The organism is Fructilactobacillus sp. X3R2C1, from assembly GCF_059901235.1.
In genome coordinates this window covers 1-17,959 of the sequence record NZ_JBWXVA010000005.1, presented here as the reverse complement: position 1 = coordinate 17,959, position 17,959 = coordinate 1, and the positions used below count along the sequence as shown (strand labels likewise).

Sequence of the window (17,959 nt, the reverse complement as noted above, 5' to 3'; positions counted from 1 at the left end):
ATTATAAATCTCATTCTTTAATAAACGCTAGTAATCCGCTTTAAATGCAAAAACCCCCTGTTTAACAGGAGGTTTTTTATTAATGTGATGAAATCCACATTAGAATTAATGCGATACCAAAGAAAAAGATTCCTAGTACCACAGTCACTTTTTGCATAAATGCCTCAAAGCCCCTCGGCTTGGACTCAGAGGAAGAATCGTTTGCACCACCAGAGAGTGATGACATTGCATCATTATTTTTAGAAGGTTGCATTAAAACTGCACCAATAATGAGAATACTAACGATCCATAATAATATCATCAAAAGATTATTCAAAAAAATGCCTCCTACCCATCAGCTAAACAGGCTTATCAATACTTTAATTAGTTTAGCATAAACTAGGAGTTATTTCCAGTCCATCATTATTTCTCAGTTCGATTGGTCCTAATATACAAAATCGAACTGAACAGCAAAATTACCATTCCAATCAGTGAAAGAAGTTTGCTGGTGCGTTCCCCGGTTTGAGGTAACCTTTTAGCAGGTTGGCGATTCGTATGGGTTCTGTTTACCCCATGTTTACTTCTTCTCACGTGAACCGTTGCCATTGGATCGTGGTTCGCATCTAGGTGCATAGCGTGATGAGTGAAATTACGTCGATTATACTTGCTCATTCCGTTTTCATTTGGCATTTGAACAGGACGACTCCCAGATCTTTTTTTACCACGTAACAACACTGGATTCATCCCATTTTCAAGTACCTTCTTCGCGGGTTCATGCTGATCTTTCTGCTCCTTACTACTCTGACTGATACGTTTTGCCATTGGCTCATTGTGATTCCCAGCTATCTTTTTATCTGGGGTAGTTCTACCTGATTCATGAGGTCGGTTATCTGGCAGAGGCAGATCTTGAGAATGAGCGGTCTTTTTAGTCGGTTCATCCGGTACGATTGGTTTACGATTATCAGCCGGTTCAACTGGACGATCGTGCTTATGATCATTGGATGGAACTATTCCACCAGAATCTGGATGATCGTTACTTGGAATTGGTTTAATCGGAATGTGAGGTGACGGAATCGGCAAATCTTCGTCTTTATTGTAGTTAAAAACGACCACGTCACTTCCCACATAGATTGGTGAAATACTTTTATCTAAATGAAACCCAGGAATTAGTGGCGCTTTGATATCAGCTCGACTTTTGACGTTCACTCTGGCAATGTCAAAGGCATACGATGAATCCTTTTTTCCATCTTTATTTACCCAATGTTTATGAGCGGTAATGGTGTACTCGCTTGCCCTCACATTTGGCGTAAAAATCCTAAGTGATAACCCAACTGTAATCGCAATTAATGCTAAAAATAATGAAAATTGTTTTGTAATATTCATGTTTCTCCTCCTCTTTCTGTGATTAAATACGAGGAAGGTTTACGAACTCACGAAATTTATGTAAAAAAAACACCTTCATAACGAAGGTGTTTTTAAATCAATTATTTTTTGATGATTGCTTCTTTTGCTTCTGGGCTCAAGTTGTAGAATGAGTTAATTCCCTTGTACACAGCAACTGATCCTAATTGATCTTCAATTCTCATCAATTGATTGTACTTAGCAATTCTTTCACCACGACTCATTGAACCAGTCTTGATTTGACCAGTGTTTAAAGCAACAACTAAGTCTGAAATAGTGGTATCTTCAGTTTCACCAGAACGGTGAGAAATAATTGCAGTGTAACTAGCTTCCTTAGCCATGTTAACGGCATTAACAGTTTCAGTTAAAGTACCGATTTGGTTAAGTTTAATCAAGATTGAGTTAGCAACGTTCATCTTGATACCCTTTGACAAGTACTCAGTGTTAGTAACGAACAAATCATCACCAACGATTTGAACTTTCTTACCTAAGCGCTTAGTAGCCATTTGCCAATCTTCCCATTCGTTTTCATCTAATGGGTCTTCGATTGAAATGATTGGGTATTTTTCAACGATGCTGTCAAGCAAAGTGATGAATTCATCAGCATTGTATGATTTACCGTCACCAACCAAGTTGTACTTCTTAGTGTCGGCATTGTAGAATTCTGAAGCGGCACAGTCAAAGGCAATTGAAATGTCCTTACCTGGCTTGTATCCAGCACGCTTGATTGCTTCAACTAAGATTTCAAATGGCTCTTCGTTATTCTTCAAATCAGGTGCAAATCCACCTTCATCACCAACAGCAGTTGAGTATCCACGTTCTGCTAAGATTGCTTTCAAGTTATGGAATGTTTCTGATCCCATTCGAACAGCTTCTCTAAATGATTTTGCACCAATTGGCATAATCATGAATTCTTGGAAATCAACCTTGTTGTTAGCATGCTTACCACCATTGATAACGTTCATCATTGGAGTTGGAAGAACATGTGCATCGAAACCACCTAAGTAGTTATATAATGGAACGCCAAGTTCGTCAGCTGCAGCTCTAGCAGCAGCAATTGAAACGGCTAAGATTGCGTTAGCACCTAACTTAGCCTTGTTTGGAGTGCCATCAAGTTTGATCATAGCTTGGTCAATACCTAATTGATCAGTTACATCGAAACCAACGATTTGTTTGGCAATAATGTTATTAACGTTGCTAACAGCTTTAGTAACACCCTTACCCATATATCTATTTTTGTCTCCGTCACGAAGTTCTACGGCTTCGTGTTCACCAGTTGAGGCACCAGATGGGACGATTCCACGGCCCATTGCACCGTCTTCTGTGTAAACTTCAGCTTCAACAGTTGGATTTCCACGTGAATCCAATACTTCGCGAGCATAAATATCAGAAATAATTGACATGTTATCTCTCCTTAGTGAATTTGTTACCTATATTTAAAGGTCAACTTAATTCTATTAGTTTAGGCTTTAACTTGCAATCATAATAACTAATTATTTTGCAAATCTTGGTAATTCGCAAGCTCCAAAAATTCTTTTGGTTCAAGACTACTTTTACCGGCTAAAATCCCGTCAATATCAATTTGTTTCATAAGCGAGATGATGTTATTTGGGTCCACACTTCCACCATATAAGATTCGAATCTGGTTAGCAATATCATCCGAGTAAATGTCAGCTAAAGTTTGTCTAATTAGGTAACATCCCTCTTCCGCTTCGGTAGTTGAAGCACTATGACCGGTCCCGATTGCCCAACTTGGTTCATAGGCAATAACGACCTTTAAAGCGTCTTTTTCGGAAACACCCTTTAAACCAGCGGTAACCTGGTTAACTACCCAGTGGATTCGATCACCAGTCTCAAGTCGTCCCATCGTTTCATCACAACATAATATCGGTTTCATATTGTTATTTAAAACCGCATGAACCTTCTTATTAATGATGTCATTAGTCTCGTTAAAGTAACGACGTCTTTCAGAATGACCAACGATCACGTACGGGATTCCCATCTGACTGAGAGCTTTAGGACTAACTTCTCCAGTATAAGCACCCTCATTTTTGTAAAAGCAATTTTCAGCTGTTACGTGCAATGGACTCGATCCGTTGGCTTTAAGCATTGATTCAAGAAATAACGGTGAAGCTGCAAGAGCTGTTTCAACGTTTTTAGGATCTGGTATTTTATCTTTGATATCAATCACAAATTGAACTGCTTCATCTAAAGACAAGTTCATTTTCCAGTTCCCACCAATAAAGGGAATACGCATGATACTTCTCCTCTCATAATTCATCTTCACCTACATTTTAGCCGAAAGAGAAGCAATAAGCTAGAAAATTGATACAAACAAAAAAGTCACCGATTAAATCGGTGACTTTTAAATTACTTTTTATCAGAAATTGATGCAATCCCTGGAAGAGTCTTACCTTCAAGATATTCAAGCGAAGCTCCCCCACCAGTTGAGATATGGGTAAGCTTATCAGCCACACCTAATTCCTTAACAGCAGCAGTTGAGTCTCCACCACCAACGATGGTAGTAGCATCAGTTAATGTACCCAAGAATTTACCAATTGCCAAGGTTCCCTTAGCAAACTTAGGAAATTCAAAAACACCCATTGGTCCGTTCCAAACAACGGTCTTGGCGTCCTTTAAAACGTCTTCGAATAATTTAATACTCTTAGGACCAATGTCAAGACCCATCATGCCGTCTGGAATTCCACCATCAACGACTTCAGCCTTTGCATCATTTGAAAACTTGTCGGCTACCACTGAGTCAACAGGTAAGACGATCTTGTCTCCACCTTTTTTGAGGATATCTTTAGCAACATCAATCTTATCTTTTTCAACAAGTGAATTACCAACTGGGATTCCCTTAGCGGCATAGAATGTATAGGTCATTCCACCACCGATAATAATCTTATCAGCCTTGTCCAACAAGTGATCGATCACACCAATTTTGTCGGAAACTTTAGCACCACCAAGAATTGCGATAAATGGATGCTTTGGATTATCAACAGCGTTACCTAAAAACTTAATTTCTTTTTCCATCAAGTATCCGGCAGCAACTGGCTTACCAGCCTTTTCCATTGCTTTAGCGATCCCAACGTTTGAAGCGTGTTCTCTATGAGCAGTCCCAAACGCATCATTAATGAATTCATCACCAAGTGAAGCCCAGTATTCCCCTAACTTAGGGTCATTACCAGATTCACGTTTAACATTCTTACCATTAACAACATCTTCATAACGAGTATTTTGTACCAAAAGGACTTGGCCGTCAGACATGTTGTCAATTGCCTCTTCAAGCTGCGGACCTTCAGTAACAGGAACAAATGTAACTGGTTTGCCAAGCAATTCAGCTAATTTTTCTGCAACTGGACGAAGTGATAAACCAGGTTTATCATCTTCTGTTTTAATTCTGCCTAAATGAGAGAATAAGATTGCTTTACCACCATGATCAATTACGTACTTGATTGTTGGAAGAGCAGCAACGATTCTGTTGTCATCACCAATTTTACCGTCCTTAATTGGAACGTTAAAATCAACACGCATCAGAACTTTTTTACCTTGAACATCTAAATCATCAACGATTACTTTTGCCATCGTGATTGCCTCCAGTGTTAGTTATATTTTATAAAGGAAAAGACGGAAGAGATTTCCCTCCTCCGCCTTTTCAAAGTTGCAATCTAAAATTATAGAGTAGCAAATTTCAACAAGGTACGAACCATGTTGCAAGTGAAGCCCCATTCGTTATCGTACCAAGCAACAGTTTTAACTAATTGAGTGTCACCACTTTGGGTGATTTCAGTTTGACCTGGATCAAATACTGATCCGTGTGAGTCATCGATAACGTCGGTTGAAACCATGTAGTCATCAGCGTAACCAAAGGCATCGTTTGCATGACTCTTCATAGCATCGTTAACTTCTTCAGCAGTAACGTTCTTGTCTAAGACAGCTACTAATTCAGTTAATGAACCATCAGCTACGGCAACACGTTGTGCGTGACCTTTAAGGACACCATCAAGTTCTGGAATAACCAAACCGATAGCTTTAGCAGCACCACTTGAGTGAGGTACAGTGTTAATAGCTGCGGCACGGTTGTTTTGTAACTTAGCGCTACGTGGACCATCTTGAAGTGCTTGTGAAGCAGTGTAAGCATGGACAGTAGTCATAGTACCTAACTTAACGCCAAAGTCTTTGTTCAACCAGTAAGCCATAGGTGCTAAACAACTAGTGGTACATGAACCAGCAGAAACAATCTTGTCTTCTGAAGTCAAATCATCCATGTTAACACCAGGAACAACAGTAGTCATTTGACCAGCAGGTGCTGAAATCAAGACACGCTTTGCACCAGCATCAAGGTGAGCTTGTGCTTTTTCTTTTGATGTGTAGAAACCGGTACATTCAAGTACGAAGTCAACACCATCATTTTTAACCCAAGGAATGTTCTTTGCGTCACGTTCTGCATAAACTGGGATACGAGTACCATTAACGATAATTGCATCTTCAGTAGCTGAAACGTCACCGTCAAAGCGACCATGAACTGAGTCATATTTTAGTAGGTAAGCTAACATTGAAGGGGTAGTTAAATCATTAATTGCTACAACTTCGATATCACTTGAATTCAATTCAAGGATACGTCTGAATGCTAGACGACCAATTCTTCCGAAACCATTAAGACCAATTTTTGTAGTCATAATATGCTTCCTCCTTTTGGAATAATCAAATTTTAATACATTCACATCTTAACACTTTTGCCAAATCATGTCAGTGATTAAAAACACCAAATGACAAGCTACAAGCGATAAAATTGTGACAATGAATTCGAAATTCATTACCAGAAATAGTATAGCAAAAACAAACCCCATTTGTAATTAAAAACCATTATTATCTTGAGTTTTTTCCTCTAATCTACTATATTTAATATTGTGTTGCGCGTGTAGTGTAATGGATAGCACGTAAGATTCCGGTTCTTGAGATGACGGTTCGATTCCGTCCATGCGCATAAAGCAGTGAGAGAGTCTCGCTCACTGCTTTTAATTTCTTTCAATTGACCATTACCGTTATAATAGAGGTTAAGTCGAACTGTAGGAACTTATATATGAAATTAAACGCAAACCTTAAAAAATATCGAAAACAAAATCAATTAACTCAAGCAGAAGTTGCCAATAAAATTAACGTTTCAAGAAAAACCATTTCAGCGTGGGAAAATGGTAGAAGTAAGCCTGATCAAAATGCGATAAGCAACCTTGCTACCCTTTATCAAGTTCCAGTCAGTAACCTGACCGGTAACAACCCTGAAAATAGCCACAAACCAAAATTAAGTTTTAGACAAAAGATGATCCGTATAAAACGGTATGGTTATATCTCAAAGTATGCTTACTTTTTTGAGCTGGTCTTACTCGTAATTGGGATAATATTATTTATTGTGCCCTTTAATTTACGTGACCTTTGGTTAATCCCCCTCTTCGTGATTGACATTTGCATCATTATTCTCTATGAGAAGAACTGGAAAACCATTACACAAGACAAACCTTTAATGAAAAAGGTCGAGATTTTATCTCCGATATTATGGGTAGTAATCTTTATAATTGGTTGTGTTATCAATCTTGATGCCATGCTTAGTCATGATTTAATGATGAAAGTCGGAACCATTATTGGTATAATTATGTTTTCATTTACATTAAGTATTGGCTTGATTCTTGGAATCTTGTTTCCGTTAAAGCGGATGACGGTTAAGCGTTCGTCTAAAAATTAATTAGACAGTTCCGGCTAACCAGGGCTGTTCTGTAAGCAATGTAACCCATAATGTAACCGTTAAATAGACAAATTTATTAATATTTTATTGAGACTAGCCATACATAGCTAGCCTTTTGTGTGCGAACAACTTAAGATAGTTAATGGAGTTTGGTTAGCAGAAATAATCAATTTAATAAGCAATTGAAAAGGAGAGGATACTATGTGTGGATTTACTGGTTATATTAACCAAAATAATATCCCGAAGGATACTATCAAAAGCATGGCTAAAAGAATTAAACACCGTGGACCAGATGATGATGGTTTCTTCCAAAATGATGAAATCTCAATGGGTTTTCGTCGTTTATCAATCATTGACTTAGCCAATGGTCATCAACCAATGTTTGGTGATAATGATACCGACGTTTTAACCTTTAATGGTGAGATTTATAATTATAAAGATTTACAAAAAGAATTAATTGCAGTAGGTCAAAAATTTGATACTGACTGTGATTCAGAAGTTTTAATTCGCGGATACGAAGCATGGGGTCCGAAAAAATTACTTTCAAAGCTTCGCGGAATGTTTGCATTTACAATCTACGATTCAAAGAAACACCAAGTCTTCGGAGCTCGAGACCACTTTGGTATCAAACCACTCTACTACTATGATGATGGAACGAACTTCATGTGGGGATCCGAAATCAAAGCCTTTTTGGCAAACCCTAATTTTAAAAAGGAACTGAATACCAAATTATTACCAGTTCACTTAAGTTTTGAATTCATCCCATCATCAGAAACAATGTTTAAAAACGTTTATAAGGTGATGCCAGGACAGTATTTCATCTATAAAGATGGTAAAACTACCACTGACACATACTACAAGTACAACTACGATCACATTGATAATTCGCAAACCATTGATGGGGACGCTAAAAAGATCGAAGGATTAGTTGATGACAGTGTTAAGGCGCACATGGCGTCTGACGTTCCTTTGGGTAGTTTTCTCTCAAGCGGTGTCGATTCCAGTTATGTGCTCAATGAAGCCGCTAAGATTAAACCCATGCAATCATTTTCACTTGGGTTTAACGGTTCTAAGTACAGTGAATTAAAATGGTCAACTAAGTTTGCAAAAGAAATTGGACAAAAGAACACGGCCACCACAATTGATGGTGAGGATTACTTCGATTTCCTTCCTACTATGATGTACTACATGGACGAACCACTGTCTAATCCTTCTGCTCCACAACTTTACTACCTGTCACATAGTGCTAGAAAAGACCTAATTGTTTCATTATCCGGTGAAGGTGCTGATGAATTCTTTGGCGGATACAATACGTACCTTGAAGCTTTTACCTTTGAGAAGTACCAAAAGATGGTACCAAAGTTTGTTAGAACCGCTCTCGGTAAAATCGCCTCATCACTCCCACGTTTTCACGGTCGTCGTTTCTTAATCCGTGGTGCTCAACCGTTGTATGAACGATACTATCGGGTTAACTACGTGTTTGACGAACACGATCGTGAGCGCGTCTTAAAAGATAAATCACTTAACTTCGATACTGGTCAGTACACTAAGCATATCTTTGATGAAGTGGCTGGCAAGGACGAAGTAACGCAGGAACAGTACTTTGACATTAACACCTGGTTACCCTTTGATATCCTGCAAAAGGCTGACCGGATGAGCATGGCTAACAGTCTTGAAGTTCGAACTCCACTAGTTGACAAAGACGTAGCAGAATTCGCCAAAACGATGCCAACTAAAACTCGAATTTCATTTGATAAAGACGGCAATCCAATCACTAAGGTGGCCTTTCGAAAAGCGGCTTCCTCGCAAGTACCAAAGGTCGTTGCCGACAAAGAAAAACTAGGTTTCCCATCCCCAATCGCACAATGGATCAAAGAACCCAAATACCATGATAAAATCGAAACAGCATTTCATTCCGATATTGCCCAAAAGTTCTTTAATGTGGACGAATTAGACCGCATCCTGAAAGAACACATGGAAGGTAAATCCAGCATGCAAAAGATCTTTACCATCTATACTTTCATTCTTTGGTATGGTGTTTACTTCCCAGAAGACACTAAGATGAACTACAATAAAGAAGTTGATTTACACAAATACTCACGTGAATCAATCGCATAATTATCATCAAGCAAAGTTTTTGACCTTTGTTGACCTTTAATGTAGAATGATTTTTATAACTTGATATAATTTGAAATTATCAAAGGAGGAGTATGGATATGAATTTAGTTCCAACTGTCATCGAAAACTCACCACAAGGTGAACGTGCATATGACATTTACTCACGTCTTCTAAAAGACCGAATCATTATGTTATCCGGTGAAATCCAGGATGATATGGCTAACGCAATTATTGCTCAACTATTGTTCTTGGATGCTCAAGACTCTGACAAAGATATCTACTTGTACATCAACTCACCAGGTGGTGTTATCACTTCTGGAATGGCAATCTACGATACGATGAACTTCATCCACGCCGATGTTCAAACCATCGTAATGGGGATGGCAGCATCAATGGCCAGTGTCTTGGCTTCATCTGGTGCCAAAGGAAAGCGCTTTGCATTGCCACATGCTCAAATCATGATTCACCAACCATCTGGTGGTGCTCAAGGTCAACAAACTGAAATCGAAATCGCCGCAAAAGAAATTTTGCGTGCTCGTAAGATGATTAATGAATTACTTGCCGAAAATTCCGGTCAACCCCTTGAAAGAGTTAACCGTGATACTGAACGAGACAATTATCTTACTGCTGACGAAGCAGTCGATTACGGTTTGATTGATGGTATCATGAAAAACAGTTCTGACAAAAAATAATTAGTTTCTGTTTATAACAAAAGCAGCAATTAGAATAATTCTAATTGCTGCTTTTTTGTTCGTTTCATTAGGCATTATCGGAACGTAATTGAGTTGCAAACTCATTAATCTTGCGTAATCGATGATTCACGCCGGACTTAGAAATCGGTCCTCCTGGAACCAAATCACCTAACTCCTTTAAACTCACTTCTTGATGCTTCATGCGAACCTCGGCAACGTCTCGAAGCTTTGGTGGCAACTTTTTAAGTCCCACGGTTTCTTTTATAAACTGAATGTTTTCAATTTGCCTAGTTGATGCATTGGCTACCTTGTTCATATTGGCATTTTCACAGTTTACAAGTCGGTTAACGGAATTCCGCATGTCTCTAACAATTCGAATGTCCTCGAATTTTAACATAGAATTAGTAGCCCCAATTAGTTGCAGAAAATCCGCAATCTTTTCAGCTTCTTTCAGGTACGCAATACACCCGCTTCGTCTCGTGGTAGTTTTAGCGCCCAAATGATAACGATTCATCATCTCCGCAATCATTTCGTTATGATTCTCATACGTTGAATAAATTTCAAGGTGATACCGAGATGTTTCTGGATTATTAACGGATCCCCCCGCTAGGAATGCACCACGTAAGTAAGAACGAACCTGCCCATCATCTTTAAGTAACTCTAATGGCACCCGTTCAATAATCTTGTTTCCATCCAAAATGCCCAAATCATCCAAGATTGCTCTTACATGATGATTCAAACGCACCACGTATAGATTGTTCTTTTTTAGTTTCATCTTTTTTCGAACCAGAACTTCTCCTTCAACGTGATAAAACTGAAGTAAAAGTTGATACAGTCGTCTAGCAATTGCTGGATTTTCGGACTGAACATCTAACACCAGGTGTTTTTCGGATATTTTAAGTGTTCCATTCATTCGAATTAATGCCATCAGTTCTGCTTTTGCGTTAGCTCGATGGACTTCTAGGTTAGTTAATTCTTTTTTGACGTCACTAGCATATGACATCTAATCATCCCCTAATGGCGAATTTTAGGTTGTCCTAATAAACGAATCAGTTCATCGGACACTAGTAATCCATTATGAAAAGCTCCGTGGTCTCTTAATTCAAGAAAATCAGAAGAGATTACCCGACAACCTTGTTTCTTTAAACCCTTAAAATCAGATTTCACTGGTTGAGCTTCATCACCCCAGCGTTGATGATCAATATAACTCGCTGGGACTTTTTTATTGTTAACCAAAACGGTATCGATAAAATTAGTTTTCAAATGACGATTTAAAACCTGGACATGATCAGCGTCAGTGAAATTATCGGTTTCACCCTTCTGAGTCATGATATTACAAATATAAACAACTTCCGCATCGGTCTCAGTAACCGCTTTGCCAACATTATCAACCATCAGATTGGGTAAGATACTGGTAAACAAGCTTCCCGGTCCCAAAACAATTTGGTCAGCGTTCATGATCGCATTGATCACACTTGGAACTGCCTCTGGCTTCTTATTGCCATCAGTAGATTCAACCCACACTTTTTTAATCATTTTGTCAGAATTGGTAATTTCAGATTCTCCAGACATGGTCGTCCCGTCGGAAAACTCAGCGTGTAGTTCTAGACTTTCATCACACACCGGATACACATGCCCATCGACCTTCATAATGTCGGTCAATTTTTGGATGGCATCAAAAAAGCCGCCGCTCATTTCAGAAAGCGCCGCAATTACTAAATTGCCAATGGCATGCCCAGCAAGAAACTTGTCGGAAGATTCGAAGCGATACTGAAAGATATCCAAATCAATCTGAGGCAACGTCGAAAGTGCCACTATAACATTGCGAATATCTCCCGGTGGCAAAACATTAATATAGTTTCTAAGGATCCCTGATGATCCCCCATCATCAGCCACCGTGACAACGGCGGTAATATCAACATCACGCTTTTTTAAACTTTTTAAAATTACAGGTAACCCGGTTCCTCCGCCAATTACAACCATTTTAGGACGTCCGATTCTTTTACCTACTTTATCGATCATTTATTTAACCCCTTTGTGACGGTTAATGTCCCTATGGGTAACATTAACTGGATATCCAAGTTGATCCTTGATATCCTTAGCCAATCGTTCAACCATTGCAACCGAACGATGTTGACCGCCAGTACAACCGATTGCCATGGTGACAGTCGATTTTCCTTCTTTTTTAAATTTAGGTAACGTAAATTTAACGAGGTCAAAGACTTTTTTATAAAATTCATTAGCTTCATCTTGGTTCATAACGTAGTCATAAACATCTGGATCTTTTCCAGTCTTACTTCTTAACTTAACCACATAAAATGGATTCTTTAAGAAACGCACATCCAAAATAATGTCAGCATCGATTGGAAGACCATATTTAAATCCAAACGACATCAATTCCACGTGAAATGGCTCTGAATGAGAGAGCTTAAACTTATGAATGATTTCCTCACGTAATTCCTGTGGGGTTAAATCACTTGTATTAATAACAAGATCAGCAGAGTCTTTGACCCTTTTCATTAATTTTCGTTCTTTTTCAATTCCATCAACTACCCGCCCTTTTCGTGCTAAGGGATGGGTTCTCCGGCTTTCTTTATATCGAGACACTAATTTTTCGTCAGAGGCATCAAGAAAAATCACCTGATCCTCAGTGTCTTTGTCGTTAGACATATTAACCAAGGTATCAACAATTTCGCGGTATGAGGCTGGAGCCCTTAAATCAATTACTAAAGCAACCTTCTTAATTTCACTAGAAGTGTGAACCAATTCCATGAACTTCGGAATTAAAGAAGGTGGGATATTATCAACGCAAAAGTATCCTAAATCTTCACATGTTTGCATGGCCAGTGTTTTACCTGCTCCACTCATGCCCGTGATAATCACAAATTGTTCGTTATCTGCCATTTTGACGCCTCCAAACTCTTATAAGTATAACATACCGGGTGTGTCATTTATATAGTCTCAAGATGATTCAAAAAGAGAGTTAATGAATACTCATTAAACTCCCTTTTGTTTCTCAATGTATTGATTAACTGTATCTGGTTGAACCCCAGGAAAAGCATCCTCAATGCTCTGATTTTCATACTCTTTTTTTAGTTGCTCACCGCGCTGAATTCCAAAATTCATTAATGAGCGATTCTCAGCATATTTCATTAGTTTTGCGGATGGTGTCAAGTTTGGATTATCAACTTTATTTCTAGCGGCCTCATTAGCTTGAACTAGCTCTGGTTTTAAATCATTAGGAGCATGTTCAATTAATTCATCAAGCTGATCCAAGACCCGATAAGTCTTACTCTGTAAAGATGGTGGTAACGGAGCAGTTGGATGTTGTAAAGCGACCCGATTATTTTGATCTTTTGCTTCATTTAAACTTTCGTCAGTCCATTTCTGAGGATTAACAATCCCGTCAACTATTATAAGATGGATGAAATTTAAAGTTTTTAAATTAATCTCTAAAAAGTCAAATGGATCAAGATCAAGGGTCCGAAGTTCAAGATAGTCGAATCCCTCTTCCTTAACAGAATTAATCCCATCTTTAGCCTTCAAGCGCACCGGACCATAAAACTCACTCTCGGAAAATAATTTGTGGGAATTAACCTCATGCTGCAAGTTGTTTACGTATTGACTCAAACTAGCGTAAGAAACATGGATATTATCCAAGTTTTCGTATCCGTATTGACTGGAACGTAAAGAACGGACTGGGACAATCTTTTTTTCAGCACCGAATAAGTGATCTTCTGGATTTTCTGATAGCGGGCTTGCCCCAAAAAGGTACGTTAAAAGCCAACGATATCCTACCAATTGTTGAGCAATTTGAAACAACAGCTCTGACTGTGCCCTTTTCCGACTATCAATGGAATAATTTCGTTGAAAAATCTCAATAATTTGAGCACTGGGTGAATAGTTAAAATGAATACCACACATGATTTGACGAAAAATTCCGTAGCGTCTCACGAGCCATTTGCGATAATCATCCATCCAAAAGCGCTTAAACGTCTTTCTTACAAAATTAACATCATCTTCATCAAGTTTGGGTGGCATCGACATCGGCCAAATAATCTCACTTGGTTCTAGTGTTCCATGAAGAATAGACTGAAGTGATCGCATTTGTAGGAGCACTCCTTTGGTGGTCGTGTGTTTATCCGTAACCAATTCTTCCATACACTCAGCAAAGTCAGTCTGAAAGTGGGTTTTCCCTCGTCGATCACCTAGTTCACGTCTGTGAGCGTAGCGAGAGAGACTGTCATGATTCAGATCAACCCGATCCTCCTCGATCTCGATGCCAAACGAACCAGCAAAAAGTTCGTTTGATGAGTTAACAAATTTTGCTTTGCTTCCCATTTTTATCCCTCCAAACCTGTTGATAATTTCACGATTAGTTGATAGGTGAAATTTCCAATAGTTTACACCGCTCATGTGATACGTCAATAGAATTTAATAAACTAATTTCATTTCCGTCACGATTACTACTTTTACCATCCATAAAATTTGAAACTTGAATAAATAAAAATACATTTCGACTGCAAAAGGATCACTTTTGTGGCAAAATGAAACTGTATATATTAGGAGGGAATTGAGATCATGATTGAAAAATATTTAATTGGAACTTACACCATTAATGCTAGCCAGGGGATCTACCAAATCGAGTTAGATACCGACAAAAAAAGATTACAAAACACTCAATTAGTAGCCGAGATTGGGAGTCCTACATATCTTGCTGAGTCAAAAGCCCACAAGATCTACGCCGTTGATCGTAATATGGACGAACCAGAACTCCGTGGTGGAGTAGCAACTTTCGATGGTAAAACCATCCCCGCTAAAGAAATGCAGGAATGCATCGAAAAAGGTACTTCAGCCGCCTTTGTTTCCATTGACGAAAGACGCCAATTTGTCTTTACCGCCAACTACCACATGGGACACGCCAGCGTTTACAAAATCCAAGCAGATGGCACTTTAAAGCTTACCGATCGTGCCCAAGATAATGGAATTCCTGGGCCACTTCCTGAGCAGGCCGACGGGCCACACCCTCATTATGCCAATCTAACTCCTGATAATCGACTGGTAGTGTGTGACCTTGGTCTTGACCGCGTCTACCTCTATGATGTTTCTGATCAAGGTAAATTAAACTTAGTCAGCGAAGTCAACGCTCACCCTGGCTTTGGACCACGAAACATTACTTTTGTTCCAGGAACTGGCAAGGGTTACCTTGTTGGTGAACTAAGCAGTAAAGTTGCTGTGATTGACTACAACGAAGAGGCTGGATTATTCACGGTTCAACAAATTGTTTCAACCATTCCTGACGATTGGGAAAGTCACAACGGTGCTGCTGGAATCAAAGTTTCAAAGGACAACCGCTTTGTCTATGTCTCAAACCGTGGTAACGATTCAATTGCGGTCTTTAAGATTAAACCAAATGGTGATTTAAAACGAATTCAATTGATTTCAAGTGAAGGTGAGTTCCCTCGCGACTTTAACTTTAGTGCCGATGAATCAATGTTTATCGTTGCTAACCAAAACAGTGACAATGCTACTCTTTACTCACGAGACGCCGATACCGGAAAATTAACTTTGATTCAAAAAGATTTCGAAGTTCCTGAAGGTACCTGTGTGGTTCGACGTGAAAACGTTGACTAATAATTTGTCATTAAAAAACATTTTATTAATTTATGAAGTGCTCTGTAATTTTTAGACATTAATAGGCTCCAAAATGGTTAGGTAAAAACTAACTGATTTGGAGCTTTTTATTATGACTAAATATTTTTTTAACATTAAAGCAAACATTTCAGGTAAGAAAAAAGACTCACACAGATTAAATATCGGTATGAGTCCTTGAAAGTATGAATTTATAAAAAGGCTAACACCCAAAATGGATGTTAGCCTTTAAACTTATTAATCTCGCTTAATCTTTAAATCACAAACTGACTTACTTGGTTTCTTTCCGGTCTTTAAACCATTTCCCTAAGCCAAAGAAGCTGAGAAGTGACAGAAGCATGGTTCCGATTAGGCTTAAGAAGCTATCAGAATTTTGACCAGTTTGTGGTAACGTCGTCTTCTTTTCAGACTTTTTAGCTGGTTTGGCTGCTGGAACTTGCTTTGCTTGTGGTTTAGCTGGTTGAGCCGGTGCTTTAGCAGGAGTTTGTGGGGCCTGCTTAGCCTTCGGAGCTTCCGGTTGTGCGGCCGGAACTTCCTTTGGTGCACTTGGCTTAGTTGGTTCCGGTTGTACTGAAGGTTTCTCTGGTTTGTTTGGAGTTACCGGAGTTTCTGGTTCAGCATTCTTCACATAATGAATTGGGGTATCTTTCCCTAAATCATTGTGATCGATCGGATATGGTGTGCCAGGGACCAACTTGTTCCCGTTCTTATCAACTGGAGTGTATCCAGGAATGTCAGGGATAAGTGGATTACCAGCATCACTTGGGTTGTTGGGATCATTTGGATAAACGATCGGGTTACTTCCCGGAACATCAGGAACTAAGTGACCTAAGGCATAGTAGACAACGGTTACTTCAGAGTCGTTGGAATCAGCGTTAACGGTTGCTTGTCCAACTGAAGCAGTGTTGGTGTAGTAACCATTGATAACTGGCGAGTTAACCCCACTCAAGACGTCACTCTTAGTCGTCCATGCACTGTAAGTTACCTGACCAGTAACTTGATCAAACGTTGCCGTTCTAGTAAAGGTCGTTGATTGAACCACATCATCAGCTAACTTGTTACCATTCTTATCAACGTAGTGAATGGTTCTAGTAACGTTCTTAGTTAGGTCGGACTTGCTGGTTCCGTCAGGATACTTCGGTCCCGTTGGGTTGTTTGGATCCACTGGTTGTCCTGGAGTTCCTGGATTGTCTGGCGTAACTTCTTTACTCTTGTGTTTGAGCACAACCGTGAAGGTTGGGCCATCAGTATTAAAGGTAAAGCCATCCGCAGGGTATCCGTCGGATACTAATTCATATCCTTGCGCTTCTAACTTAGCAATTTCATCTTTCGTACTGTAGTCAGCCTTGCTACCAAACTTACCGTTAACGGTATCACTAGTGATAAGGGCATTGCCTTTATCCTGGTCAACGTAGTTAATGTGAACGACTTCATCGTTAGCATTGTAGGTAACCGTGACACTTGAATCTGGCGTGTCAGCCGTGGCAGTTTGTGAACCAACACTTGCCTTATCTGGAGTGTATCCCGTAATGGTTGGGGAAACAATTGAACCGAAGACAGCGTTCGTTGACGTCCAGTTACTGTAAGTTACCTTACCCGTTACTTCATCAAAGGTGGCCGTTCTGTTGAACGTAACGGTTTCGATGCGGTCTTCTGAAGCCTTGCTACCGTCAGCATATACATAATGCACGGTTCTAGTGATGGTCTTGGTCAAGTCAGTCTTGCTAGTACCATCTGGATACTTTGGTCCAGTTGGGTTGTTTGGATCAACTGGTTGTCCTGGGTTTCCTGGATTATCCGGAGTAACTTCCTTGGTCTTGTGTTTCAAAACAACCTTGAAAGTTGGGTTATCAGTATTGAAGGTGTAACCATCACCTGGGAAGCCATCGGATACAAGTTCATATCCTTGGGCTTCTAGTTTAGCGATTTCTTCCTTCGTACTGTAGTCCGACTTAGAACCGAATTTCCCGTTCAAGCCATCAGTATGAATAACCTCGTTACCATTGTCTTGATCGATGTACTCAACTTGAGCCTTTTCATCGTTGGCATTGTAGGTAACGGTAACACTAGAATTCGTTGTGTCAGGTCCAATTGTTTCGGAACCAACACTTGCCTTATCTGGGGTGTATCCCGTAATTTCAGGTGAATTGATTTCACCAAAGACTGCGTTCGTTGAAGTCCAGTTACTGTAAGTTACCTTGCCGGTAACTTCATCAAAGGTGGCAGTTCTGTTGAACGTAACTGTTTCAACTTTATCATCGGAAGCTTTACTACCGTCAGCATAGACATAATGCACGGTTCTGGTAATGTTCTTAGTCAGGTCATTTACACCAGTTCCATTAGGATAATGAGGTCCATCTGGATTATTTGGATC

Annotated in this window: 15 protein-coding genes and 1 tRNA gene; 5 read left to right on the top strand and 11 right to left on the bottom strand. The window is 39.4% G+C overall.

What is annotated here, in order from left to right; all coding sequences use genetic code 11:
* Nucleotides 1-79: 79 nt before the first annotated feature.
* The 6 genes from secG to gap all read right to left on the bottom strand — a co-directional run bounded on the left by secG (nucleotide 80) and on the right by gap (nucleotide 6,062).
* The gene (gene secG / locus AC6UDB_RS05640) at nucleotides 80-316 is read right to left on the bottom strand and encodes a preprotein translocase subunit SecG (RefSeq protein WP_500694299.1); all 237 of its coding nucleotides are present in this window, start codon (nucleotides 314-316) and stop codon (nucleotides 80-82) included.
* An 86-nt stretch (nucleotides 317-402) separates the two neighbouring features.
* Entirely contained in the window at nucleotides 403-1,362 is a 960-nt protein-coding gene (locus AC6UDB_RS05635) for an LPXTG cell wall anchor domain-containing protein (RefSeq protein ID WP_500709400.1), read from the bottom strand.
* Between the two features lie 101 nt (nucleotides 1,363-1,463).
* Nucleotides 1,464-2,783, bottom strand: coding sequence for a phosphopyruvate hydratase (eno, locus tag AC6UDB_RS05630; protein WP_500694297.1), 1,320 nt, complete (start codon nucleotides 2,781-2,783; stop codon nucleotides 1,464-1,466).
* Nucleotides 2,784-2,869: 86 nt separating this feature from the next.
* The gene (gene tpiA, locus AC6UDB_RS05625; protein ID WP_500694419.1) at nucleotides 2,870-3,637 is read right to left on the bottom strand and encodes a triose-phosphate isomerase; all 768 of its coding nucleotides are present in this window, start codon (nucleotides 3,635-3,637) and stop codon (nucleotides 2,870-2,872) included.
* A 113-nt stretch (nucleotides 3,638-3,750) separates the two neighbouring features.
* Nucleotides 3,751-4,968 (bottom strand): phosphoglycerate kinase, encoded by a 1,218-nt coding sequence (locus tag AC6UDB_RS05620; protein WP_500694296.1) that lies wholly within the window; start codon nucleotides 4,966-4,968, stop codon nucleotides 3,751-3,753.
* Nucleotides 4,969-5,057: 89 nt separating this feature from the next.
* Complete coding sequence (gap, locus tag AC6UDB_RS05615) at nucleotides 5,058-6,062, bottom strand: type I glyceraldehyde-3-phosphate dehydrogenase (RefSeq protein ID WP_500696018.1); 1,005 nt, start codon at nucleotides 6,060-6,062, stop codon at nucleotides 5,058-5,060.
* Between the two features lie 236 nt (nucleotides 6,063-6,298).
* Here gap and AC6UDB_RS05610 point away from each other — a divergent pair.
* The 4 genes from AC6UDB_RS05610 (at nucleotide 6,299) to clpP (ending at nucleotide 9,933) form a co-directional block, all read left to right on the top strand.
* Nucleotides 6,299-6,370, top strand: a tRNA-Arg gene (locus AC6UDB_RS05610).
* A gap of 96 nt (nucleotides 6,371-6,466) precedes the next feature.
* Nucleotides 6,467-7,123 (top strand): helix-turn-helix domain-containing protein, encoded by a 657-nt coding sequence (locus AC6UDB_RS05605; protein WP_500709398.1) that lies wholly within the window; start codon nucleotides 6,467-6,469, stop codon nucleotides 7,121-7,123.
* A 201-nt stretch (nucleotides 7,124-7,324) separates the two neighbouring features.
* Complete coding sequence (gene asnB / locus AC6UDB_RS05600) at nucleotides 7,325-9,241, top strand: asparagine synthase (glutamine-hydrolyzing) (RefSeq protein ID WP_500709397.1); 1,917 nt, start codon at nucleotides 7,325-7,327, stop codon at nucleotides 9,239-9,241.
* 98 nt (nucleotides 9,242-9,339) lie between these two features.
* Nucleotides 9,340-9,933, top strand: a complete 594-nt coding sequence (gene clpP, locus AC6UDB_RS05595; RefSeq protein WP_500694292.1) for an ATP-dependent Clp endopeptidase proteolytic subunit ClpP — start codon at nucleotides 9,340-9,342, stop codon at nucleotides 9,931-9,933.
* Between the two features lie 67 nt (nucleotides 9,934-10,000).
* Here clpP and whiA read toward each other — a convergent pair whose 3' ends face one another.
* The 4 genes from whiA to AC6UDB_RS05575 all read right to left on the bottom strand — a co-directional run bounded on the left by whiA (nucleotide 10,001) and on the right by AC6UDB_RS05575 (nucleotide 14,274).
* The gene (whiA, locus tag AC6UDB_RS05590; RefSeq protein WP_500694291.1) at nucleotides 10,001-10,936 is read right to left on the bottom strand and encodes a DNA-binding protein WhiA; all 936 of its coding nucleotides are present in this window, start codon (nucleotides 10,934-10,936) and stop codon (nucleotides 10,001-10,003) included.
* 11 nt (nucleotides 10,937-10,947) lie between these two features.
* Nucleotides 10,948-11,955: a gluconeogenesis morphogenetic factor MgfK gene (gene mgfK / locus AC6UDB_RS05585; RefSeq protein WP_500694290.1), complete on the bottom strand. Its 1,008-nt coding sequence runs from the start codon at nucleotides 11,953-11,955 to the stop codon at nucleotides 10,948-10,950.
* Nucleotides 11,956-12,837: an RNase adapter RapZ gene (rapZ, locus tag AC6UDB_RS05580; RefSeq protein WP_500709396.1), complete on the bottom strand. Its 882-nt coding sequence runs from the start codon at nucleotides 12,835-12,837 to the stop codon at nucleotides 11,956-11,958.
* Between the two features lie 93 nt (nucleotides 12,838-12,930).
* Nucleotides 12,931-14,274 (bottom strand): glutamate--cysteine ligase, encoded by a 1,344-nt coding sequence (locus AC6UDB_RS05575; RefSeq protein ID WP_500709395.1) that lies wholly within the window; start codon nucleotides 14,272-14,274, stop codon nucleotides 12,931-12,933.
* Nucleotides 14,275-14,514: 240 nt separating this feature from the next.
* Here AC6UDB_RS05575 and AC6UDB_RS05570 point away from each other — a divergent pair, with 240 nt between their 5' ends.
* The gene (locus AC6UDB_RS05570) at nucleotides 14,515-15,567 is read left to right on the top strand and encodes a lactonase family protein (protein ID WP_500699768.1); all 1,053 of its coding nucleotides are present in this window, start codon (nucleotides 14,515-14,517) and stop codon (nucleotides 15,565-15,567) included.
* 289 nt (nucleotides 15,568-15,856) lie between these two features.
* Here the strand turns inward: AC6UDB_RS05570 and AC6UDB_RS05565 are convergent.
* Nucleotides 15,857-17,959, bottom strand: a 2,103-nt coding sequence (locus tag AC6UDB_RS05565; RefSeq protein WP_500709394.1) for a mucin-binding protein, incomplete at its 5' end; no start/stop codon positions are given.